At 69.5% G+C, this 21,766-nt stretch carries 19 protein-coding genes; 15 read left to right on the forward strand and 4 right to left on the reverse strand.

Annotated elements, in window-relative coordinates; translation table 11 throughout:
• The 3 genes from VFX14_24800 to acs form a co-directional block, all read left to right on the forward strand.
• Nucleotides 1-2,613, forward strand: a 2,613-nt coding sequence (locus VFX14_24800; GenBank protein HEU5192915.1) for an ATP-binding protein, incomplete at its 5' end; no start/stop codon positions are given.
• Entirely contained in the window at nucleotides 2,610-4,013 is a 1,404-nt protein-coding gene (locus VFX14_24805; GenBank protein ID HEU5192916.1) for a sigma-54 dependent transcriptional regulator, read from the forward strand. The genes VFX14_24800 and VFX14_24805, both read left to right, overlap by 4 nt.
• A gap of 115 nt (nucleotides 4,014-4,128) precedes the next feature.
• A complete protein-coding gene (acs, locus tag VFX14_24810) occupies nucleotides 4,129-6,081 on the forward strand; it encodes an acetate--CoA ligase (protein ID HEU5192917.1) in 1,953 nt (650 codons plus the stop codon).
• 18 nt (nucleotides 6,082-6,099) lie between these two features.
• Here the strand turns inward: acs and VFX14_24815 are convergent, their stop codons facing one another.
• On the reverse strand, nucleotides 6,100-7,344 hold the full coding sequence (locus tag VFX14_24815) for a sodium:proton antiporter (GenBank protein HEU5192918.1): 1,245 nt from the start codon (nucleotides 7,342-7,344) through the stop codon (nucleotides 6,100-6,102).
• A 196-nt stretch (nucleotides 7,345-7,540) separates the two neighbouring features.
• On the opposite strand from VFX14_24815, the gene VFX14_24820 reads away from it, so the two are divergent.
• The 8 genes from VFX14_24820 to VFX14_24855 all read left to right on the forward strand — a co-directional run bounded on the left by VFX14_24820 (nucleotide 7,541) and on the right by VFX14_24855 (nucleotide 16,254).
• Complete coding sequence (locus tag VFX14_24820; GenBank protein HEU5192919.1) at nucleotides 7,541-9,166, forward strand: MFS transporter; 1,626 nt, start codon at nucleotides 7,541-7,543, stop codon at nucleotides 9,164-9,166.
• A 517-nt stretch (nucleotides 9,167-9,683) separates the two neighbouring features.
• The gene (locus tag VFX14_24825) at nucleotides 9,684-9,953 is read left to right on the forward strand and encodes a DUF4212 domain-containing protein (protein ID HEU5192920.1); all 270 of its coding nucleotides are present in this window, start codon (nucleotides 9,684-9,686) and stop codon (nucleotides 9,951-9,953) included.
• Between the two features lie 3 nt (nucleotides 9,954-9,956).
• Nucleotides 9,957-11,879 carry a sodium:solute symporter family protein gene (locus VFX14_24830; GenBank protein HEU5192921.1) on the forward strand — a complete coding sequence of 641 codons (1,923 nt, stop codon included), beginning with the start codon at nucleotides 9,957-9,959 and terminating at the stop codon, nucleotides 11,877-11,879.
• 60 nt (nucleotides 11,880-11,939) lie between these two features.
• Nucleotides 11,940-12,218 (forward strand): hypothetical protein, encoded by a 279-nt coding sequence (locus VFX14_24835; protein HEU5192922.1) that lies wholly within the window; start codon nucleotides 11,940-11,942, stop codon nucleotides 12,216-12,218.
• Between the two features lie 17 nt (nucleotides 12,219-12,235).
• On the forward strand, nucleotides 12,236-12,673 hold the full coding sequence (locus tag VFX14_24840) for a hypothetical protein (protein ID HEU5192923.1): 438 nt from the start codon (nucleotides 12,236-12,238) through the stop codon (nucleotides 12,671-12,673).
• Nucleotides 12,670-14,145, forward strand: coding sequence for a DUF294 nucleotidyltransferase-like domain-containing protein (locus tag VFX14_24845; protein ID HEU5192924.1), 1,476 nt, complete (start codon nucleotides 12,670-12,672; stop codon nucleotides 14,143-14,145). Before VFX14_24840 ends, VFX14_24845 begins: the two co-directional genes overlap by 4 nt.
• 6 nt (nucleotides 14,146-14,151) lie before the next feature.
• A complete protein-coding gene (locus VFX14_24850; GenBank protein ID HEU5192925.1) occupies nucleotides 14,152-15,621 on the forward strand; it encodes an exonuclease domain-containing protein in 1,470 nt (489 codons plus the stop codon).
• 228 nt (nucleotides 15,622-15,849) lie between these two features.
• The gene (locus tag VFX14_24855) at nucleotides 15,850-16,254 is read left to right on the forward strand and encodes a TraR/DksA family transcriptional regulator (GenBank protein HEU5192926.1); all 405 of its coding nucleotides are present in this window, start codon (nucleotides 15,850-15,852) and stop codon (nucleotides 16,252-16,254) included.
• Between the two features lie 22 nt (nucleotides 16,255-16,276).
• On the opposite strand, the gene VFX14_24860 is transcribed toward VFX14_24855, so the two are convergent.
• Nucleotides 16,277-17,023 carry a glycerophosphodiester phosphodiesterase family protein gene (locus VFX14_24860; protein HEU5192927.1) on the reverse strand — a complete coding sequence of 249 codons (747 nt, stop codon included), beginning with the start codon at nucleotides 17,021-17,023 and terminating at the stop codon, nucleotides 16,277-16,279.
• A gap of 35 nt (nucleotides 17,024-17,058) precedes the next feature.
• Here VFX14_24860 and VFX14_24865 point away from each other — a divergent pair, with 35 nt between their 5' ends.
• Together VFX14_24865 and VFX14_24870 are read left to right on the forward strand one after the other, a co-directional pair.
• On the forward strand, nucleotides 17,059-17,706 hold the full coding sequence (locus VFX14_24865) for a lysophospholipid acyltransferase family protein (protein ID HEU5192928.1): 648 nt from the start codon (nucleotides 17,059-17,061) through the stop codon (nucleotides 17,704-17,706).
• 6 nt (nucleotides 17,707-17,712) lie between these two features.
• Entirely contained in the window at nucleotides 17,713-18,276 is a 564-nt protein-coding gene (locus tag VFX14_24870) for a GNAT family N-acetyltransferase (protein HEU5192929.1), read from the forward strand.
• Here the strand turns inward: VFX14_24870 and VFX14_24875 are convergent.
• Together VFX14_24875 and VFX14_24880 are read right to left on the reverse strand one after the other, a co-directional pair.
• Nucleotides 18,249-19,109, reverse strand: a complete 861-nt coding sequence (locus VFX14_24875; GenBank protein ID HEU5192930.1) for a glycosyltransferase — start codon at nucleotides 19,107-19,109, stop codon at nucleotides 18,249-18,251. The genes VFX14_24870 and VFX14_24875 overlap by 28 nt on opposite strands.
• Nucleotides 19,106-19,900, reverse strand: a complete 795-nt coding sequence (locus tag VFX14_24880; protein ID HEU5192931.1) for a class I SAM-dependent methyltransferase — start codon at nucleotides 19,898-19,900, stop codon at nucleotides 19,106-19,108. Before VFX14_24880 ends, VFX14_24875 begins: the two co-directional genes overlap by 4 nt.
• A 93-nt stretch (nucleotides 19,901-19,993) precedes the next feature.
• Between VFX14_24880 and VFX14_24885 the strand changes: the two genes are divergently transcribed.
• Nucleotides 19,994-20,443: a hypothetical protein gene (locus VFX14_24885; GenBank protein HEU5192932.1), complete on the forward strand. Its 450-nt coding sequence runs from the start codon at nucleotides 19,994-19,996 to the stop codon at nucleotides 20,441-20,443.
• Complete coding sequence (locus tag VFX14_24890; protein ID HEU5192933.1) at nucleotides 20,430-21,695, forward strand: HTTM domain-containing protein; 1,266 nt, start codon at nucleotides 20,430-20,432, stop codon at nucleotides 21,693-21,695. Before VFX14_24885 ends, VFX14_24890 begins: the two co-directional genes overlap by 14 nt.
• The last annotated feature ends 71 nt before the right edge of the window (nucleotides 21,696-21,766 follow it).

The following is a 21,766-nucleotide window of genomic DNA, read 5'->3' on the forward strand; positions in this document are numbered from 1 at the left end:
CAGCTGAAGGCGGTGTCGGCGTCGTTCCGGATGATCCTGCGCGAGGAGTCGGTGCTGGAGGTGTTCGACCCGACGCTGGTGGTGGCGGTGACCCTGGCCCTCTTCGGCATCCTGTTCGGGGCTCGCAACCTCGACTTCACCAAGCGGCAGACCGGGCTGATGACCGCGGTGGCGGTGGAGTCGGTGGTGAAGCTGGTGGCCTTTCTCGTAGTGGGCGTCTACGTGACCTGGGGCCTCTTCGGCGGGATCGGGGACCTCTTCGGCCGCGCCGCCGCGCACCCCGAGTGGTCGCGCCTCCTCACGCTCGATGGCCCCGGCACGGCTTCCTATTCACGGTGGACGGCCATGCTGGTGATCTCGATGGTTGCGGTGATGCTTCTGCCGCGGCAGTTCCACGTGCTCGTCGTGCAGAACGCGAGGGAGCGCGACGTCCACACCGTGTCCTGGTCCTTCCCCCTCTACCTCATGCTGATCAATCTTTTCGTGCTGCCCATCGCGCTCGCCGGCCTCGCGACCTTCCCGGAGGCGGGCGGGACCGCGGACAGCTTCATCCTGCGGCTACCCCTCTTCTTCGACAGCCAGCTCGCCTCGGTGATCGTCTTCCTCGGCGGTTTCTCCGCCGCCACCGCCATGATCGTGGTGGACTCCCTCGCGCTCTCGAAGATGATCACCAATGACGTGATCCTGCCCGCGCTGCTGCGCCGGCGGTCCATGGAAGATCTCTACTGGATCACCCTCTTCTACACGCGCCTGGCCATGCTGGGCGTGGTGGCGCTGGGCCTCCTGTGGGCGCGCATGGAGCGCGGCCAGCTCCTGCTCGTGGAGATGGGCCTCCTGTCCTTCGTGGCGGTGAGCCAGTGCGCGCCCGCCATCCTCGCCGGCCTCTACTGGAAGCGCGCGAACCGGCAGGGGGCCTTCGCGGGGATCTCCGCAGGGTTCGTCCTGTGGTTCTACACGCTGATCATCCCCGCGCTGGGCAAGGAAGGGGTCCTGCCGCCCTCGTTCCTCGCCGACGGCCCGTTCGGGCTCGGCATCTTCCGGCCCACCGCCTTCCTCGGTCTCGCCGGGATGGACCCGCTCGCCCACGGCGTGTTCTGGTCGCTCTTCCTCAACGCGGGTCTGCTCGTGCTCGTCTCGCTGTTCACCGAGCAGAAGGCGGACGATCGCGCCCAGGCCGCCGCCTTCGTGGGGGCCCGCGGCGAGGACAAGGCGGGCACGGGCGCGCCCGCCCTCCTGTCCCCGACGGAGATCGAGCGTCTCGTCCACCACTTCGTGGGCGAGGAGGAGGCGCGGGCGATCATCCGCGAGCTCTTCGGCGGCAAGGCCTCCGCCGAGCTGTCGGTGCCCGAGCTACTCGAGCTGCGCATTCGCTTCGAGCGGCTGCTCGCCGCGCCCCTGGGCTCCGCCGCCGCCCGCATCATCGTGGAGGACCGCTTCACGATCTCGAAGGACGAGGCGGAGCAGCTCGTGGCCTCCTTCCACCGCATGCAGGAGTCGCTGAAGGAGACGGAAGCGGAGGTGCGCCGGGGCGAGCGGCTGCTCGCCTCGGTGGTGCAGAGCGTGGACGACTGTATCTTCACCGCGGACGTGAACGGGCGCCTCGTCACCATGAACCCCGCGGGGCGCCGGCTCCTCGGTTACCGCGAGCGCGACTTCCCCGGCCGCACCGCCACCGACCTCCTCGACGCCGACGACCGCCGCCGGGTCGGGGCCGCGCTCGCGCGCGCGGTGGAGCAGGGCTCCGGCTGGAGCGGCCAGGTCACCGGCTGGACGCGGCGGGGCCAGGCCTTCCCCGCGCATCTGGCCGTGCGCTGCATCTTCGACGCCCGGGGCCAGCTCATGGGGACGGTGGGCGTGCTGCGCGACCTCAGCGAGCAGGTCGAAACGCAACGGCGGTTGATCCAGAGAGAGAAGCTGGCGTCGCTCGGCGAGATGGCGGCCGGCGTGGCGCACGAGATCCGCAACCCGCTCGGCGGCATCAAGATGGCCACAAACCTCTTGTCCTCGGGCGACCTCGACGGGCGGCCCCTGTCCCAGGAGATGGCGCGAGCCATCCTCGCGGGCATCGCCGAGATCGAAGGCATCATCAACAGCCTGCTCGACTACACGCGCGACACGCGGCTGGAGCGCGCGGAGTACGAGGTGCTGCGCATCCTCGATCCGGTGGTGGAGACCGCGGCGGCGGCCGGCCGCGCCAAGGGCGTCACCGTCGGCTACGGCCACGTCGAGCGCGACGCGGTCGCTCTCGTCGACGGCCAGAAGCTCCGCCAGGTGTTCGCCAACGTGCTCCAGAACGCGCTCGAGGCCATCGGCGCCGGCGCGGCGGGCGGCCGGGTGACGGTGGACCTGCGCGCGGACGGGGGGCGGGTGGTGGTCGAGGTCTCCGACACCGGCAGCGGCATCACGCCCGAGGACCGGGAGAAGATCTTCCTGCCGTTCTTCACCACCAAGCCCTCGGGCACCGGGCTCGGCATGTCCATCGTCAAGAAGATCGTCGATCTCCACGGCGGCGACATCAGCGTCGACAGCGCGCCCGGCCGCGGCACCCGCGTCCGCGTCGCGCTGCCCGCCGCGCCGGCCCCGCAGCCCGTGGTCACCGGAGGAGCGGCATGAAGCGAAAGATCCTGTTGGTCGAAGACGACGACGTTTTCCTGCGACCGCTGCACCGAGCGCTCGAGCTGGCCGGCTACGAGGTACTGCCGGTGTCCAGTGGGGAGGACGCCCTCGAGACCCTCAAGGCCGAGGACGTGGACATGGTGCTGACGGACCGCCGTCTGCCCGGCATGGACGGCGTGGAGCTTGTCCGGCGCATCCACGGCGAGCACACCGACCTCGCGGTGGTGGTGATGACCGCCTACGGCACCATCGAATCGGCGGTGGAGGCGATGCGGATGGGCGCCGAGGACTATCTCGTGAAGCCCTTCGAGATCGCCGAGCTGCTCCTCGTCATCCGGCGGGCCCTCGAGTTCCACGAGCTCAAGTCGGCGAGCCGGCTCACCCTCCGTCGAAACCAGGAGCGCTTCACCTTCAAGAATATCGTGGCGCGGAGCCCCCGGATGAAGGAGGTCTTCGAGCTGGTGCAGCCCCTCGTGGATCTCGAGACCACCGTGCTCATCCACGGCGAGACCGGGGTGGGGAAGGAGCTCCTCGCGCGGTCCATCCACTTCTCGGGAGCGCGGCGCGACCGGCCCTTCGTGGCGGTGAACTGCGCGGCCATTCCCGAGGAGCTGTTCGAATCCGAGCTGTTCGGGGCGCGGCGGGGCGCGTTCACGGGCGCCCACGAGCACCGCCGCGGCCACTTTCAGATGGCGCACGGGGGCACCCTGCTGCTGGACGAGATCGGGGAGATGCCGCTGCATCTGCAGTCCAAGCTCCTGCGAGCCATCGAGGAGAAGAAGGTGACGTCCGTCGGCTCGGACCGCCCGGTCGAGGTGGACGTTCGCTTCATCGCCACCACCAACAAGGATCTCCAGGCCGAAGCGGAGCGCGGCACGTTCCGGCGCGACCTCTACTATCGGCTCTCCGTGATGCCGGTGCTGATTCCGCCCCTGCGCGAGCGCCCCGAGGACGTGCCCGTGCTCGTCCAGCAATTTCTGGAAGCGGCGAGTCGCCGCTCGCGCAAGGGCGTGCGCGGCATCGCCCCCGAGAGCCTGCAGGCGCTCATGCGCTACCCCTGGCCGGGCAATGTGCGCGAGCTCGAGAACGTGATCGAGCGCGCGGTGATCGTGTCCAAGGACGAGGTGCTCACCGGCGTGGAGCGCTTCCTCTCGCCGAGCGGGGCCCATGCGCCCGTCGATCTGTCGCTGCCGTTCCGGGACGCCAAGGCCCGCGTGGTCGAGGAGTTCGAGCGCGCCTACGTGGCCGGGCTGCTGGACGCCCACGGGGGCAAGCTGACCGCGGCGGCGAAGCATGCGGACATGGATCCCAAGAACTTCTCGGACAAGATGGCGCGCTACGGCCTCCGGCGCGTGCCACCCACGGAGGGCGGCGAGTCGAGCCCGCGCCCGGCCTGAACGCGCTCCGGCCGAGGCGGGCCTTGCGGTGGCCCTTGCAGTCATCTGAGGTATGGTTTAGAAGATAGCCGCGCGACGACGCGACCACGTCCCACCCCACACGCGAGGTCTTCTCATGGCGAGCAAGAGCGCTGACACGGCCACCCCCATCACGGCCCTTCTGCGGGAGCGGCGGAAGTTTCCGCCCCCCAAGGCGTTCGCGAAGCAGGCCAATGCGCGGAGCGCCAGCGTCTATGCGCAGGCGGCGAAGAATCCCGTCCGGTTCTGGGAGGGCTGGGCGAAGCGGCTCGACTGGTTCACGCCGTGGAAGAAGACGCTCGAGTGGAAGGCGCCCAACGCCAAGTGGTTCATCGGCGGCAAGCTGAACGTCTCGTACAACTGCCTCGACCGACACATCACCACCGCGCGGCGCACCAAGGCCGCGCTGATCTGGGAAGGCGAGCCCGGCGACACGCGGACCCTGACCTACTGGGATCTCTATCGCGAGGTCAACCGCTTCGCCGCCGCCCTCAAGCAGCATGGGGTCAAGCGGGGCGATCGCGTGACGATCTACATGCCCATGGTGCCGGAGGCGGCGATCGCGATGCTCGCTTGCACCCGGATCGGCGCGCCCCACAGCGTGATCTTCGGCGGCTTTGCTCCCGATGCCGTGCGCGACCGCATCCACGACGCCGACTCCACCATCGTCATCACCGCCGACGGTGGCTATCGCCGCGGCTCGGTGGTGCCGCTCAAGCAGAACGTGGACACTGCCCTCAAAGAATGCCCGGATGTGCGCACGGTGGTCGTGCTCAAGCGCACCGGAGCGACGATCAACATGGAGACCGGCCGCGACATCTGGTGGTCGGACTTCGTCAAGGATGCGTCCGCTCACTGCCCGCCGGAGAAGATGGACGCGGAGGACATGCTCTACCTCCTCTACACCTCGGGCTCCACCGGCAAGCCCAAGGGCATCCAGCACACCACCGGCGGCTACCTCACCGGCGTTCTCGCGACCACCAACTGGGTGTTCGACCTCAAGGACACGGACGTCTACTGGTGCACCGCCGACATCGGTTGGGTCACCGGGCATTCCTACGTGGTGTACGGCCCTCTCGCCAACGGTGCCACCACCGTGATGTACGAGGGCACACCCGACTTTCCCGACAAGGACCGCTTCTGGCGCATCATAGAGCGCCACGGCATCACGATCTGCTACACCGCACCCACCGCGATCCGCACCTTCATGCGCTGGGGCGAGGAGTATCCGAACCGCTGCGATCTCTCATCGCTGCGCCTCCTCGGCTCGGTGGGCGAGCCGATCAATCCCGAGGCGTGGGTCTGGTACTGGAAGGTGATCGGTGGTGGCCGCTGCCCCGTGGTCGACACCTGGTGGCAGACCGAGACCGGGCACATCTTGATCACGCCACTGCCGGGCCTCACCACGCTCAAGCCGGGCTCGGCGACGAAGCCCTTCCCCGGCATCGAGGCCAAGGTGGTCAACGACAAGGGCGAGCCCGCCAAGGCGGGCTACCTGGTGCTCACCAAGCCGTGGCCGGGCATGCTGCGCGGCATCTACCGTGACCCGCAGCGCTTCGTGGCCCAGTACTGGAGCCGCTACCCAAACATCTACTTCACCGGCGATGGCGCCAAGATGGACGAGGACGGGTTCTTCTGGCTGCTGGGCCGGGTCGACGACGTCATGAACGTCTCCGGCCACCGCGTCTCCACCATGGAGGTGGAGTCCGCGCTGGTCGACCACGCCAAGGTCGCCGAGGCGGCGGTGATCGGCCGCCCGCATGAGATCAAAGGCCAGGCCATCGCGGCATTCGTCACGATCAAGGACGGCACCCAGGGCACGAAGGAGCTGATGGAGGAGATCAAGGCCCACGTGGTGAAGAAGATCGGCGCCCTCGCGCGACCGGACGATCTCATCTTCGCCTCCGATCTGCCCAAGACGCGATCGGGGAAGATCATGCGGCGGCTCCTGCGGGACATCGCCGAGGGCAAGGCGCTGGGTGACACCACCACGCTGGCCGACCCCAGCGTGGTGGCGCGGCTGAAGGATCAGTACGGCGAGGAGGAGTAGCGCGCGGCCGGCGCCGCCTCAGAAGAAGACGAGGGTCACGAGCACGAAGAGCGGAATCAGCACGGCTCCGCTGTAGAGCAGGTAGCCGAGGAAGCTCGGCATCTTGACGCCGGCTTCCTCGGCGATCGCCTTCACCATGAAGTTGGGCGCATTGCCGATGTAGGTGTTGGCCCCCATGGCCACTGCCCCCACGCTGATCGCGGCGAGCAGCGATGCGGGCACGCCGACCACCTCGCGGGCCAGCCCCAGCCCCTGCGCGAGGGCCAGGAACGTCACGTAGGTGGGCGCGTTGTCGAGGAACGACGACAGCAGACCCGTCGCCCAGAAGAACTGCCACGGCTCGCGCACCCCCAGCTCGCCGCCCCGTGTCCGCAGCAGCTCGATCGCCGGCAGCATCGTGAGGAAGATCCCGGCGAACAGGACGGCCACCTCCACCATGGGGTCGATGGTGAAGCGGTTGGCTCGGCGCACCGCGCCCGGCGTCTCCCAGAGGGAGAGTGCGGCCAGTGCCACGATCGCGACCTCGCGCAGCGGCGCATGCAGGAGCACGACCGCGGCCACGACGCCGAGCAGCCAGACGGCATTGAGCGTCCCCCGCACCCGCAGCGGCTCGATCTGCACGCGGTCCCGACGTAGCGCCTCGACGGACTCCCGGGCGTAGGCCATCGAATCCCAGAGGACGTAGACGACGAGGAGCGCCCCGACCATGAGCAGCCAGTGCGGCCAGAGGCGCAACGTCCACGTGAAGGGCACGCCGACGAGATAGCCGAGGAAGAGTGGGGGATCGCCCAGCGGCGTGAGCATGCCGCCCACGTTGGACACCAGAAAGATGAAGAAGACCACCGTGTGCACGGTGTGGCGGCGCTCCCGGTTTGTCTGGAGCAGTGGACGGATCAGCAGCATGGACGCGCCGGTGGTGCCCACGAGTGAGGCCAGCAGGGCGCCGCCCGCGAGGAAGGTCGCGTTCACGGCGGGGGTCGCCACAAGGTCGCCGCGCAACAGCACCCCGCCGGAGATCACGTAGAGCCCGGCAAGCAGGACGATGAAGGACACATAGTCCTCCGCCACATGGAGGAGGGCCGACGGTTGGCGGACCAGATAGAGGGCCAGTACCGGCAGCCCGAGCATCGCCGAGAGCAGGAGCTTGTTCCGGTTGTGCTCCCACCAGCCCGGAACCCAGAGGGGCAGCACCGCGATCGCCAGGAGCATGGCGACGAAGGGTAGCACCGTGTAGACGGGCAGGCCGATCGCGGGGTCGGTCACCGAGCCGTCATTCTAGCCGGAGGGGGTGCCGGTACCAAGACGGCAGGGTATCGACACCGGACTCGCGGACCCCATCGACTTATCGGGGCCAGCAAATCCGATGAGTTACCAGTTTGCCTCTGCTGGCATCGACCGTGCTGTGGGCCGTGGATCCGCCTGCGCGGATCGAGTCCCACAACTCAACGGGGAGGTTCGCATGGCCATAGCGGGCAAGGCGGCCTACGTCGCACCCGGCGAGCGGCTGGTGACCGTAGCAGAGGAACGCCGGGTCATCGTCGCATCGTCGGTGGGCACGGTCTTCGAGTGGTACGACTTCTACCTCTACGCGATCCTGGCCCCCTTCTTCGCCGCGCTGTTCTTCCCGCCCGGCAACGCCACCGCGGCGCTGCTGGGCGCGTTCGGCGCCTACGCGGCGGGCTTCCTGGTGCGCCCCTTCGGCGCACTGATCTTCGGCCGCATCGGCGACTTGGTCGGCCGCAAATACACCTTCCTCGTGACCATCGTCGTCATGGGAGTCTCGACCGTCCTCACGGGCTTCCTGCCGACCTACGCCACCATCGGCTTCGCCGCCCCCCTCATCCTCGTCCTCCTGCGCCTCGCCCAGGGCCTGGCGCTCGGCGGCGAGTACGGCGGGGCCGCCACCTACGTGGCCGAGCACGCGCCGGACACCAAGCGCGGCTATGCCACCGCGTGGATCCAGACCACGGCCACGCTCGGTATGTTCATGGCGCTCATCGTCATCGGCCTCTGCCGCGCCAGCATGGAAGGGACCTCGTTCCTTTCCTGGGGCTGGCGGATTCCCTTCTGGTTCTCCATCCCGCTGCTCCTGATCTCGATTTATATCCGACTCAAGCTGAACGAGTCGCCGATCTTCCAGCGCATGAAGTCGCAGGGCAAGGGCTCGAAGGCTCCGCTGGTCGACAGCTTCCTCAAGTACCCCAATAACAAGTACGTGTTCCTGGCCCTCTTCGGCGCCACCGCGGGGCAGGGCGTGGTGTGGTACACGGGCCAGTTCTACGCGCTGTTCTTCCTGTTGATCTATCTCAAGCTCGACTACATCCCGACCTACACCCTGATCGGGCTGTCGCTGGCCATCGGCACGCCGTTCTTCCTGGTCTTCGGCGCCCTGTCCGACCGGATCGGGCGGAAGAAGATCATCCTCGCCGGCTGCATCATCGCCGCCGTGACGTACTTCCCGCTGTTCAAGGGCTTGACCCATTACATCAACCCGGCGCTGGAGAAGTATCAGCAGACGGTGCCGATCAAGGTGGCGGCCAGCGACTGCAACTTCCACATCTTCATTGGCCCCTGGTCGAACCAGACCCCGTGTGACAAGGCCAAGGACTTCCTGGGCAAGCAGGGGCTGTCCTTCCAGTCCGTGCCCGCCGTGCCCGGCGAGGCCGTGGTCACGACCATCGGGACCACGGAGATCAAGGGCTGGGATCAGGCCAAGTTCGCGGCCGCGCTCAAGGAGACGGGGTTTCCGCCCAAAGCCGACCCGGCCCAGGTCAACTGGGTGATGGCCGAGCTGCTGCTGGTGATCATGGTCATCTACGTGACCATGGTCTATGGGCCCATCGCTGCCTTCCTGGTCGAACTGTTCCCTACCCGGATCCGCTACACGTCCATGTCGCTGCCCTATCACATTGGCAATGGCTGGTTCGGCGGCATGCTCCCGCTCCTGGCCACCGCCATGGTCGCCGCGGCGGGCGACATCTACTACGGGCTCTGGTACCCGATCGTCGTGGCACTCATGACCTTCGTCATCGGGCTCATCTTCGTGCGCGAGACCAAGGACAACCGGATCCACGACGAGCACTAGCGCGATGATTCTGACCAGGGACCGGCGTCAAGGAGCCCTGGCGCCGGTCCCCAGACCGTCATTTTGGACCCGGTGCCACGCATGAGTGCGTGGCATACTCCCCCCGTGCCACGCTCCCGTATGCCCGCGCGCCGACTTGCCACGGTTGTGCTGTTGCTGGTGTCTCTCGACTTCGGCAATCCCTTCGTCGGCGGCGCGTTCACCTTCGAGTCCTCGGCGGACGGGCTACAGTGCCGCCGGGAATCCGGCGACCGGCAGATCCCCTCGGCGCAGGCCCCTCAGCCGGTGCGGCTGGAGACCTCCGCCTCCCCTGCGTGGGTGTCGGAATCCCGATCGCGGACCCGGCATGCGCCGGCGCGCCTGACTGTGACCTCGGGATCCGTTCGCGCGCGCTCGGACCTCCCCGCCGCCTCCGAAGAACACTAGTCCCCGCTCCCGCGGTTCCTGGCGACCGCTGCCCCCGGACTCTGTCCGTCTGGCGGCGACTGCGCGCACACATCAACCCAAGGGAGGGCGCATGGCGGACCTTACTGATCGGCAGAAGGAGGCATACTGGCGGTACAACGTCCGGCTGACCACGATCCTGCTCGTGATCTGGTTCGTGGTGACGTACATCATCTCGGGCCTCATGGCGGGCTGGTTCAACCAGTTCACCATCCTCGGCTTTCCCCTGGGCTACTACATGGCGGCGCAGGGCTCGCTGGCGATCTTCGTCATCGAGATCGCCGTCTACGCCAAGCTCATGAATGCCAAGGATGAGCAGTACGGCATCCAGGAGGAGGCCTAGCCCATGAGCCTGGACAAGCTCTTCGGCATCTACACGATCTCCTTCCTCGCCGTGACGATTCTCATCGGCATCGGTGAGATCTTCTTCGGGCTGCCAAATCGGTGGATCGGCTGGATCTTCATGGCCCTGTCGCTCGCCATCTACGTGTTCATCGGTATCGTCACCCGCACGTCCAACCCCGATCAGTACTACGTGGCCGGCCGCGGCGTGCCCGCCTTCTACAACGGCATGGCCACCGGCTCGGACTGGATGTCGGCCGCGTCGTTCATCTCCATGGGCGGGGCGCTCTCCGCGCAGGGCTTCGCCGGGCTCGCTTACGTGATGGGCTGGACCGGCGGATATCTCCTCCTCGCCGTCTTCCTCGGCCCCTACCTCCGGCAGTTCGGCGCCTACACCATTCCCGACTTCCTCGGCGCCCGCTACGGCGGCAACGCCGCGCGCGTCATCGGTGTGATCGCGGCCATCGCCTGCTCGTTCACCTACCTCATTGCCCAGGTGACCGGGGTCGGCCTGATCGTCTCTCGCTTCATCGGCCTGGACTTCAACGTGGGCGTGTTCGTCGGGCTGCTGGGCGTGCTCTTCTGCTCGGTGCTGGGCGGGATGCGCTCCGTCACCTGGACGCAGGTCGCGCAGTACATCATCCTGATCATCTCGTACCTGGTGCCGGTGGTGTACCTCTCGTGGCAGGTATTCTCGATCCCCATCCCGGAGCTCACCTACGGCCAGCTCCTGCAGCGCAACAACTCCAGCGCGATCCAGATCACGCGGGACGCCAAGGAGAAGGAGACGCGGGCACTCTGGAAGAAGGACGCGGACGAGGCCTCCGAGAAGCTGAAGGACCCCGCGCTGTCCGAGGCCGACCGGGCCAAGCTCACCGCGGCGCGCACGACCGCGCTCGCCCAGGCGAGGCCGCCGGCGCCCGGCGAGGACGCGAAGTTCGGCTACTACCTGACCGTGCCCAGCGGAGTGGGCATGTGGAACTTCCTGGCTCTCACGTTCTGCCTCATGGTGGGGACGGCGGGCCTGCCCCACATCCTCACGCGGTACTACACCACGCCCTCGGTGCGGCAGGCGCGCACCTCGGTGGCGTGGTCATTGTTCTTCATCTTCCTCCTCTACTTCACCGCACCCGCCTACGCGGCGTTCGCCCGGTTCGCCATCTATGCCAAGCTGGTGGGCAGTAAGGTGGCTGAGCTGCCGCGCTGGGTCACGCTCTGGAAGCCTGCCGGCCTCTTCGACGTGATCGACAAGAACGGGGACGGCGTCATCCAGTGGGCGGACTTCGTGGTCAAGAGCACCGACTTCGTGGTGCTCGCCACCCCCGAGATTGCGGGGCTGCCCTTCGTCATCACCGGCCTAGTCATGGCAGGCGGGCTCGCTGCGGCACTCAGCACGGCGGACGGCCTCCTGCTCACCATCGCCAACGCCATCTCGCACGACCTCTACTACAACGTGATCGATCCCAGCGCCTCCCTGGCCAAGCGCCTCACCATTACCAAGGTGCTCCTCATCGTGACCGCGCTGGTCTCCGCCTGGGTGGCCACGTTCCGGCTCTCCCTCATCGTGGAGTTGGTGGCGTGGGCCTTCAGCCTCGCGGGCGCCTCGTTCTTCCCCGCGCTCGTCATGGGTATCTGGTGGAAGCGGGCCAACAAGGCGGGCGCCGTGGTGGGAATGATCGTGGGTCTCGGGGTCACGACCTTCTACATGATCGGGAGCCGATTCTACGGCCTCCAGTGGTTCGGCACCCTCACCATCGCCTCGGCGATCTTCGGGCTGCCGGCCGGCTTCCTCACCATCTGGATCGTCTCGCTCCTCACCGCGCCGCCGCCCAAGACCGTTCAGGACCTCGTGGTGTCGGTGCGGTACCCCAAGTCCGGACAGGCCACCGCGCGCTCCGCGCAGGGCATCGGACTCGGGCAGCATTGACCAACGCGTGATAGGCGGGGGCGGGGTGGAATCGCACCTCGTCCCCGCCGGGGCTGTCTCATGAACGAGCTGCTGTACCGTTTGGGCGTGCTCGTCTGGTTCGTCGCCTACATGGCGACGATCTACCTCGTGCTCCACATCCTCGTGGCGCGGTGGAGCCGCGCTCCAGACAGCCGCCTCTTATGGTTCTTCGGGGTGGTCACCGGGCCCCTGGTCGCGCCGATCCGGCGCGTCCTGCCGCCGGGGACCTCCCCGGCGCGCGTCCGCTGGGTGGCGATGGCGGCGTACGCGGGGCTCTGGGTGGGCATGCGGCTGCTGCTCGGGCAAATGAGCTTCTAGCGGGCTAGTCTAGGCGTATGCTCGCGCTGGCCGGCATCAACGCGCTCGGGCTGGCTCTCTTCTTGGCCCTCTACGTCGCCGCGGCCCTCCGGTGGCTCTCGCAGGGCGCCTTTCTCGCCGGAGTGGTCGTGTTACTGGGCGGCGTCACCGCTCTCTGGGTGCACGTGGAGGACCGTGGCGCTCGCGCCCGCAGCGTCCTGGAGCGGATCGGGCGTGCGGCTGTCGCCCTCGTCGTCGTCGTCGCCCTCGGGCCTATCGCGGTACTCACGCCGCTCTTCGCGCTCGACGCCCAGCTGCCGGCGGAGGCGGCCGTGGACCACGTCATCAGCCGGACCATGGTGCTTCTCCTCGTGTCGCTCGGCCTCGTGGTCGCCTGCAATCTCGGCGGTGCAATCGCGCAGACGGTGCGCGCGATCCGCGTGCGTATCATGCGGCGCCGCTCCGGCGTCCCATGACGGCCGCGCCGACGGGGGGCGGCGATTCGGCGCTGCTCGGCCGTCGAGCCCGCGACCTGGCGCGGCGCCCGGTGGTCTCCTGCGGGCCCGATGTGCCGGTATCCGAGGCTTCGCGTCTCATGTCTCGTCAGGGGGTCGGCTCGGTCGTGGTTACCGATGCCGGTGCGCCCGTGGGCATCGTCACCGATCGGGATCTCCGGAATCGCGTGCTCGCGGCTGGACTCCCCGAGACGACCACCGTGCGCACGATCATGTCGGCTCCCCTTCGCGTCGTCGCGGCGAGCAGCCTCGGGCTCGAGGCGCTGCTCGAGATGACCCGGCACGGCATCCATCACCTGGGCGTGGTCGAGGACGGACGCCTGCTCGGCATGATTTCGAGCCACGATTTCCTGAGCCTCCAGTCGGTGCATCCGGTAGGCCTCGCCCGCGACATCGAGCGCGTCACCAGGCTCGACGAGCTGACGCAGTCGGCGTCGCGCATGGTCGACGTCATCCGGGGGCTGGCCGACTCCGGCGCCGGCGCCGTCGAGATCGGCCGGGTCGTGGCGGAGCTGAACGACCGCATCGTGCGCCGGCTCCTTGCCCTCGTCGAGGAGTCGCTCGCCGTAGGATCGGGGCAGCGCCCGCCCGCGCCCTATTCTTGGCTGGCGGCGGGCAGCGAGGGCCGCCGTGAGCAGACGCTCAAGACGGATCAGGACAACGGGCTCGTCTACGCGGATCCGGACCCCGGGGATGCGGCCCCCTGCGAGGCGTACTTCGGGCGGCTGGGAGCCGCTGCGGCTGAGGGGCTCAGCCGGCTAGGTTATCCCCCGTGTCCCGGCGGGTTCATGGCCTCCAACCCGCGCTGGTGCCGGCCCCTGTCCGCGTGGCGGGCCGAGGTCGACTCGTGGCTCGAGGCCGCGGACCCGCAGCGGCTCCTCTTCGCGTCGGTGTTCTGCGACATGCGGCCGGTGGCTGGGGACGAGCGTCCCGGCCTGACCCTCTGGCAGTCGATCTGCGAGCGGGCGCCGCACTCCCCGCTGTTCCTCCGCTTCATGGCGCTCAGCGCCCTCGAGCGCGCGCCGGCGCTCGACCTGCTCGGTCGCCTCGCCGTACCCCGCCGGGGGCCGCATCGCGGCACGCTCGACCTCAAAGCTTCGGCATTGCTCCCTGTCAGCCAAGCCATGCGGGTGTACGCGCTCTCGCTCGGCATCCCCGAGACCAACACGATGGACCGGCTCCGGGCGAGCGAGGAGCGCGGCGCGCTGCCCGCCGTCGAGAGCCGTGATGTCCGGGAGGCCTACGCGGTGGTGGCGCGCCTTCGGCTGCGGCATCAGCTCGACAGTCTGGCCGCGGGACGAGCACCCGACAACCGCATCGACCCGGGGACCCTGGCTCGGACCGACCGAGCCCTGCTCAAGGAAGCGTTCAAGGCCATCGCTTGGCTTCAGCGGTTGCTCGAGGACCGCTTCCAGACAAACCTCGTGAGCTAGGCGTCGATGCCGCGCCGACGGTTCGAGCGGAGGCTAGTCACCGGGGTGCTGGCGCTCTTCGTCCCGCCCGCAGGGCTGGCCGTCGCCGCCGTGCTGGCCCTCCGCCAACACGGGGCGCTCGCCGACCCGGCGACCTTGGCCACCGTGCTGGTGATCGGCTCGCTCGCGTTGACGGCCTATCTGGCGCTCGCGGCGATGGCTCTCGGCCGCGTGCTCGGCCGTTCACTCCGCACGGTCGCGCACAGCGTCGAACTCATGGCCACCGTGAACCCCGATCACCGGATCGAGCTTCACACCGGCGACGAGATCGAGGACCTTGCGGAAGACGTCAATCGGCTCGCCGACCGTTGGGGCGCGGCGCGGCGAGCCCTCGGGGAAGAAGCGGCCCGGGCGAGCCGCTCGCTGGCGGCTGAGCGCGCCCGGCTGGCCGCGATGCTGGAACATCTCGACGAGGGCGTACTCGTGGTGACAGGCCAGGGGACGATCGCCCTTGCCAACCGCCCGGCCGTTGAGCTCCTCGGCGGCGCCGGGCCGCTGCTGGGGCGCAGCGTGCTGGAGCTCATGCCCGGGGAGCCTCTCACCACCTGCCTGGCCCGGGTGCGTGAGGGCCAGCCCGTGCGCGTATGGACATCGCTTCGGGGCCCGGAGGGCCCCTTCGAGGCCCGCATCAGCTCGCTGGCGCCGGACGCTCGCGGAGTCGACGGACTCATCCTGGCGCTGCGCGGGGCTGACGGGGCTCGTTCCCGCCGGCGCCTCCTCAAGGGCATGGGACTGGTATCTGGCGAGGCGATCGCCGAGCCGCGCCCCGAACGGTCGCTGCTCTACGACTTCTCCTATTTCGAGGCCGTATCCCGGACGCTCGACGCCGCTCTCCATGGTCGCCGGCTCGCCGAGACCACGTTCGGGGTGCTCGACACCGAGACCACGGGACTCGACCCGCGCGCCGGCCACCGCGTGGTGTCGGTGGCGGTGGTGCTCCTCGACCGAGGCCGCGTACGCGCCCAGGAATCCTTCGACGCTCTGGTGAATCCGGGCCGGCCCATTCCTGCCGCGAGCCAGCGCTTCCACGGCATCACGGACGCGATGGTCGCGAACGCACCGCCCATCGGGGAAGTGCTGAGCGCCGTCGGTCGCTTCCTCGCCGATGCCCCCCTCGCGGGCCACGAGATAGCCTTCGATCTGGAGTTCCTGGACGCGGAGGCGGGCCGCGCTGGGCTCCCTCGGCTTGGCGAGGGTCGGCCGATCCTGGACACCCGGCTGATCTCCTGTCTCATTCACGGTCCCGACATCCCGCACACGCTGGAAGCCGTCGCCGAGCGACTCGGCGTCACGATTCAGGCTCGCCACTCCGCGTTGGGCGATGCGCTAGCGACGGCTGAGATTCTTGCCCGCTTCATTGAGCTCGCCGGCCGCCGGGGCATCGTGACCCTCGGCGACCTTCTCGACGCGGTCAGAAGGGGCCGACCACTTCAGTAGGCAGCGCACGGCCCGTCCCAAGAACCCGGAAATTGGCAGTTTCAAGGGCTTTCTCCCCCAGGTGGGGAGGAATTTCGCCCGCCTGAATCCTTTTCGCCCCGACGTGAATCTTGAATATCAAGAGTTTGCGCGGTGCCGGGCCCCCGGGGGGGCGGGCACAGGGTTTGCAATCTGTTCTCCCCAACGCGGGAGCGGGTTAGCAACCCGGCGCCCTAGGAGGATAGAGCGATGGAAGAGATCAGAAAGAAGCTCGAACACGAGCTGTCGCATACGGTGCACCGCATCCGCCAGATGGGCGGCGCGGTGGTCATGGAGGAGTTTGCGGGGGCGCTTGGCGACAACTCGCCCTTCGCCGACGAAGTCGATCTGATCCAGGTGAACGAGAACCGCGAGATGAGCTTCGCCACGCGCAGCATGCTGGTGGAACGCGCGAACAAGCTGGCCGAGGCCCTCGAGCGCCTGCGCGGGGGTGAGTACGGGATCTGCCAGGAGTGCGAGGAGACCATCGCGCCCGCCCGGCTCCGGGCCATGCCGGAGGTCACCACCTGCGTGCGCTGCCAGGACCGCCTGGAGCGGATGAAGCGGCTTCAGCCGGTCGGCGCGTCCAAGGGCAACGAGGCCGAAGAGGAGTAGCTCGGCCCGAACGACTCCCGCATCAGCCGGCCCGACCAGAGCGCGCGAGGCAGGCGCGGAGCAGGTCGGGCCGGCCGGTGATGATGCCGTCCACGGTCCACCCGACGAGCCGCTCCATGAGGGCCGGCTCGTTCACTGTCCAGACATGGCAGGCGCGGCCCGCCGTCCGAATGGCCGCCGCGTCGTCCTCGCCCAGGATCGCCACCGAGGCGCAGACCGCGTCCAGTCCCGGGGTCAGGTCCGCCGCGCGATCGAGCGGCCGGTGACCGACCCGCAGGCCCAGCCGGACTTCTCGTGACAGGGCGCGCATGATCCCCAGCGCCGCCCGATCGAAGCACTGCACGAGGGCGGCGTCGAGGACGTCGTACACCTCCAGGAGCCCGACCACGCGCTCCTCGATGCCCGGATAGAGGGCGGAGCCGCCGCGCAGCTCGATCCAGAAGCGCGTCCGGCCGCGGAACCGCTCGAGCACCTCCTGGAGCGTCTGCAGGCGCTGGCCCGCGAACGTGGCGCCGAACCATCCTCCGGCGTCGAGCCGCTTGAGCTCGCGAACGGTATGCGCGCGCACCGGACCGGCGCCGCTGGTGCTGCGCTCGAGCGTGAAGTCATGGATCACCACGGGCTGGTCGTCCGCCGAGAGGTGCACGCTGATCGCGAGGGCGTCGGCGCCCAGCACGAGCGCCCGCTCCAGGGCGGCGATCGTGTGTTCCGGCGCTTCCGCGGACGCGCCGCGGTCGGCGATGACGAGGGGCGGGGGAGGGAGCGGCATTGGCGGCCTCAGGGCCTCCGTGGCACTATCGTGGCGTGCACACGCCCCTTCTCGACGTATTCCGCCCGGCGGTGTGGCTCAGCGCGCGGCTTTACTTCCGCATCCGCTTCGAAGGTGTCGCCAACATTCCCAAGCACGGCCCGCTCCTCATCACACCCAATCACGTGACGTTCGCCGATCCGCCGCTCGTGAGCATTCCCATCCGGCGGCCCGTCCACTACATGGCCTGGGACCGGCTCTTCGAGATCCGCGGCCTTGCCTGGCTCATCCGCCGGCTCCGCGCCTTCCCCGTCGACATCGAGTCGTCCGATCCCAAGGCCACGCGGGCGGCGGTGCGGCTGCTGGATGCGGGGCAGGTGGTGATGATCTTCCCCGAGGCGGGCCGCAGTCTCGACGGCCGGCTCCAGCGATTCAAGCTCGGCGCCTTCCGCCTGGCCTGCGCGCGAGGTGTGCCGGTGCTGCCCGTCACCATCCTCGGCGGGCACGAGTCCTGGCCGCCGGGCCGCGCCCTGCCGCGTCCCGGCCGGCTCACCATCGTCTACCATCCTGTCGCCGCGCCGCCTGCAAACGGCGGCGACTTGCGCCACGCGGCGCGACAACTCGCCGACCGCGTGCGCGAGGCGGTCGCCTCGCGGCTCCCGTCGAGCCTGATCCCGCCCGCTGCCGCCGACGGACGGGGCTGAGCGGGCGTGAGCGGCGGTGCCACCCGGCGCTGGCACTACCGTCGGGTCGTCGTGATGGAGCGCATGCTGACGGGCGACCTGCCGCTGCCGCCGGCCCGGCTCCCGGTGCGCGTGGCGCCTCTTGCGACCGACGAGCTCTCGAGCTTGGCGCTTCTGCGCCCCGAGCTCACGAACGACACATTTCGCCAGCGCCTTGCTCGGGGGCATCGATGCTTCGCCGCCTGGCACGAGGGCCGCATCGTGCACGCCGGCTGGGCCGCCCCGCGCGCGGCCTGGATCGAGTTCCTGGACTACGCCCTTCCGTTGGCCGAGGGGGAGGTGTATCAGTACGATTCCTACACGGCGCCGGCGGCGCGCGGGATGGGCGTGGCCGCGCTCCGGGTGGCCTGGATGGCCCGCCACTACCAAGGGGAAGGGGCGAAGCGCCTCATCGCGGTCGTCTGGCCGGGAAGCCCTGGCGCGTTCCGGCCGCTCGAGAAGGCCGGGTACCGGCGGCGGGGCAGCATCCACGTCCTGCGCCTGGGTCCCTGGCGCCGAGTCCTTCACACCCGCAGCCGCTCGCGCCAGTAGCCCGTCGCGGTCGCGAGCTGCGTCAGGGCGAGCAAGGCGGTGAGGGTGAGGCGGCGACTTCCCCGGGCGCGCGTGAGCGGAAACGTGATCAGGTTCGTGTAGAAGGTTGCCGGCTTGCCCGCGCCCCGGCTGCCAACCCGCCGGCGATGGAAGCGCTGCGCGCCGCGGCCGTAGTTGACGTGCTGTCGCCAGAAGGTCCGCAGCGTGAGGTGATGCGCGTGGCGCACGACCGCGCGCGCCGCATAGACCAGGCGTCCGCCCGATCGGACCCAGCGGTAGCAGAGCTCACGGTCCTCGCCGGCGGCGAGGGGGAAGCTCGTGTCGAAGCCCCCGCGCGCGCGGAAGAGCGCTGCCGGGGCGGCGAGATTGTTGGAGGCGAAGAAGCCCTCGTCGCTGTCGCGGCCGGCCTGCCACTCGTAGAGATAGTCGATCAGGAGCTGGGTGGCGGAGGAGTACGGGTTGTCCGCGAGCGCGTTCACCGTGTACCCCCCGATGAGCTGGTCCGCGCCCGCCGCTGCGTGCTCGGCGAGCCCGCGCAGCCAGTCCGCGTCGGGCGCGCAGTCGTCGTCGGTGAAGGCGAGGTACTCGCCGCGCGCCCGCGCCGCACCGGCATTGCGCGCGACGGCGGGTCCCGCGTGCGGCTGGGCGTGCAGCGTCACATCGAGCCCCGCCGGCCTCCCGTCGAGGCTCGCGCCGCCGCCGTCGTCCACCACGATGACCTCGAAGCGATCGCGCGGATAGTCGAGCGCCGCCAGCGCGCGGAGGCACGCCGCGAGGCGGTGGGGCCGCCGATACGTCGGCACGATCACGGAGAAGGCGGGGGCTGCGGTCACGGCTTCACCGCGCGCGCGGCCACGAAGGCGCCGGTCACGTAGCGGGTCGGCGCCGCCTCGAGGCGCTCGACCGCGGTGAGCAGAGCGCCGATGGCCGCGGGCAAGCGCGGGCCGCCGACGCGCGCGGCCAGCCGCATCGCCGCGGACGAGTGGTTCTCCAGCCCGTGCAGGATCGCCGTGGTGTCGGTGACGCGAAAGCCGACCCGCGTCAGGGTCGCCACCAGCGCATCCCGGGACAGGGTGTGGCCCAGGACATAGGGATCGGGACGGAGGCGACGCTTGAGCAGTCCGGCCAGGTAGGACAGGCTGCGTGGGTTGTCGAGCGTGATCAGGAGGACCCCGCCCGGCGTGAGCACGCGATGCAGCTCGGCGAGCGCCGCGGGGATTCCCGCCGCCTCGGCGAAGTGGTCGAGCGTGGAGTTCGAGACGATCACGTCGAAGGCCGCCGCCCGAAACGGGAGGGCGAGCACGTCGGCCGCGAGCGGGGCCGCCGGCGCGCCCGCCTCGGCGGCGCGGATCCGGGCCCGGCGCGCGATGAGCGGGGAGATGTCGATCCCGGCGCGGAGGCCGCCCCGCGGGAGGTCGAACAGAAACTGGTCCGGCCCGTGCGCTTCCTCGAAGAGGTCGGTCTTGAGCAGACGCCGGCCCGCGAGATCCGGACACCAGCGGGCGATCAGGCGCAGATGCGCGTCACGCTTGATGCGGCCGATCGTCGCGTCGTGGTAGTAGTGACCGGTCAGCCGATCGGAGATCCCGTCCCAGTATGCGGGGCCCGAGCCGTCGGCGCTCACGGGCTCAGGATGCGGGTCGCCGGCCCCACAGGTCAACCGTTCCGTGGCGCGCGCCTTGCCCGTGGCCGCGCGGACCGCTAGAGTACCGCCGTGATGGAGTCCACGCTCACGGGATGGCGCCGCCACGCGGCGGTCGCCTTCATCGTGGTCTGGCTCGCGGTGCAGATCGCCGTGCCGCTCGCCCAGAAGCTCGATCTGGGCGCCCCGAGCTCCCCCTATCGCTACGCACGGTACAGCTGGGCGATGTTCTCCCGGCTGGTGCCGCGCTACGAAGTGCGCCTGTACCGGACGCGGGCCGGCGGCGCTCCCGAGGCGATCCCGGACATCGACCGCTGGATGCACGGGTATCGCTCGCCCGAGCCGATGCCGATGTCCGCGATCTACACCTCGGAGGGCGAGGTGCTCGAGCGCTTCTCCGGGCTCGTCACGGCCATCGCGCACGAGCACCGCGACGGCTACACGTACGTCGCCGCGATCCGGTGGACGGCGAATCGTCCGTCGGGCGCGGCCACCGTGGAGGTCCGGGCCGATGCCACGCGGTGAGGGCGGCTGGCTCGATCCCGTCCCCGCGTACCGCCTGGCGACCCTGCGCGCATGCCTGGCCGTGGTCACCCTCGTGTTCCACGTGCCCAAGTTCAACGGCTTGCTCGACGCGTACACGCGCTCCGCGTTCCACGTCGCGCCCGCATTCGCGTGGATCCCGACGCCATCGCGCGGGGCCGGCATCGCCCTCATGGTGCTCCAGCACGCGGCGGCATGGTGCCTGCTCCTCGGGTGGGCGCCGCGCGTGGCGGGGTGGCTCCTGGCCGGAGCGGGCGCGTACATCATGGCGCTCGATCCCGAGTACTATTCGCACAACGCGCACTTCCACCTCACGCTCCTGGCGCTGATCGGGTGCGCCTCGGACCGGATCTCGCTCCGCCGCCTCATCCTGGACGGGGACGACGACGCGCGCACCCCTGGCTGGCCGGAGCGGCTGATTCGCGCGCAGCTCGCCATCGTGTTCTTCTACGCGGCGCTGGACAAGGTGCTGAGCCCGGGCTGGGGTCTCACCGGCGCCGTGCTCACCGGGCCCGGCTTCGCGCCGCACGCGCCGGGCCTGGCCGCACTCCAACAGCTCAACCAGACGGTACTGGGCGCGATTCCCGCCGTGCTCAGCGTCGCCACGATCGCCACGGAGCTCGCCCTCGCGATCGCCTTCGTCGTGCCGGGCCTCTCGGCTCTGGCCATCGCGCTGTCGGTGGGCTTCATGACGTATCTCGAGTTCATGGTGCGCCCCGGCGTGTTCACCTGGGACGTCCTGATCGCCCTGCTCGTGCTGTCGCCCGCGGCGGATCGCGGCTGGTCCATCGTCCACTCGTCGATCGGCGCCGCATCTCGCGTCTACGGGGCCGTCCTGCCGCGGCTGGACTGGCTGAGAAGGCTACGATGGGTGACACCCATCGGGCCTTCGCCGGGCGCCTCCTCCGCGTTCGTGGCACCCGGCGCGCTGCACCTCATGAGCCCGCGACATCGGGTGTTTTGCGGGCTGGGCGCCCTGTATGCCTTGTCTGCGGTCCTGCCCGGGCCCCTGCTCGTGACCCTCGTACTCGCCCGATTTGGCGGCGGGTTTCTGGCGGCCCGTGGCTTCGGCCGCTGGGACGATCTGCCGTTCTTGCTGCTCGGCGCGTATCTTGCGTGCGTGTGCATCGAGACGGTGCGCGCCGCCTTCCGGCAGCGCGATTCGTCGCTGGCGAACGGCTGCGCACATGCGGAAGCGGCTCAGATTCTTGACCGCTCTCGGGGGCAACGCTAGGATGGCACTGCCGTCGTTGCGCATCGCCTGGATGGCGACGTAGTCCGGTCCGATGCAGTGTTCCCGCTGCC

The organism is Candidatus Methylomirabilota bacterium (assembly GCA_035764725.1).
Lineage (GTDB): Bacteria > Methylomirabilota > Methylomirabilia > Rokubacteriales > CSP1-6 > DASRWT01.

Bases quoted from the DNA above. Each gene is read 5' to 3' on its own strand.
- VFX14_24805 (HEU5192916.1), top strand. From the start codon at position 2,610: ATGAAGCGAAAGATCCTGTTGGTCGAAGACGACGACGTTTTCCTGCGA.
- acs (HEU5192917.1), top strand. From the start codon at position 4,129: ATGGCGAGCAAGAGCGCTGACACGGCCACCCCCATCACGGCCCTTCTG.
- VFX14_24820 (HEU5192919.1), top strand. From the start codon at position 7,541: ATGGCCATAGCGGGCAAGGCGGCCTACGTCGCACCCGGCGAGCGGCTG.
- VFX14_24825 (HEU5192920.1), top strand. From the start codon at position 9,684: ATGGCGGACCTTACTGATCGGCAGAAGGAGGCATACTGGCGGTACAAC.
- VFX14_24830 (HEU5192921.1), top strand. From the start codon at position 9,957: ATGAGCCTGGACAAGCTCTTCGGCATCTACACGATCTCCTTCCTCGCC.
- VFX14_24835 (HEU5192922.1), top strand. From the start codon at position 11,940: ATGAACGAGCTGCTGTACCGTTTGGGCGTGCTCGTCTGGTTCGTCGCC.
- VFX14_24840 (HEU5192923.1), top strand. From the start codon at position 12,236: ATGCTCGCGCTGGCCGGCATCAACGCGCTCGGGCTGGCTCTCTTCTTG.
- VFX14_24845 (HEU5192924.1), top strand. From the start codon at position 12,670: ATGACGGCCGCGCCGACGGGGGGCGGCGATTCGGCGCTGCTCGGCCGT.
- VFX14_24850 (HEU5192925.1), top strand. From the start codon at position 14,152: ATGCCGCGCCGACGGTTCGAGCGGAGGCTAGTCACCGGGGTGCTGGCG.
- VFX14_24855 (HEU5192926.1), top strand. From the start codon at position 15,850: ATGGAAGAGATCAGAAAGAAGCTCGAACACGAGCTGTCGCATACGGTG.
- VFX14_24860 (HEU5192927.1), bottom strand. From the start codon at position 17,023: ATGCCGCTCCCTCCCCCGCCCCTCGTCATCGCCGACCGCGGCGCGTCC.
- VFX14_24885 (HEU5192932.1), top strand. From the start codon at position 19,994: ATGGAGTCCACGCTCACGGGATGGCGCCGCCACGCGGCGGTCGCCTTC.
- VFX14_24890 (HEU5192933.1), top strand. From the start codon at position 20,430: ATGCCACGCGGTGAGGGCGGCTGGCTCGATCCCGTCCCCGCGTACCGC.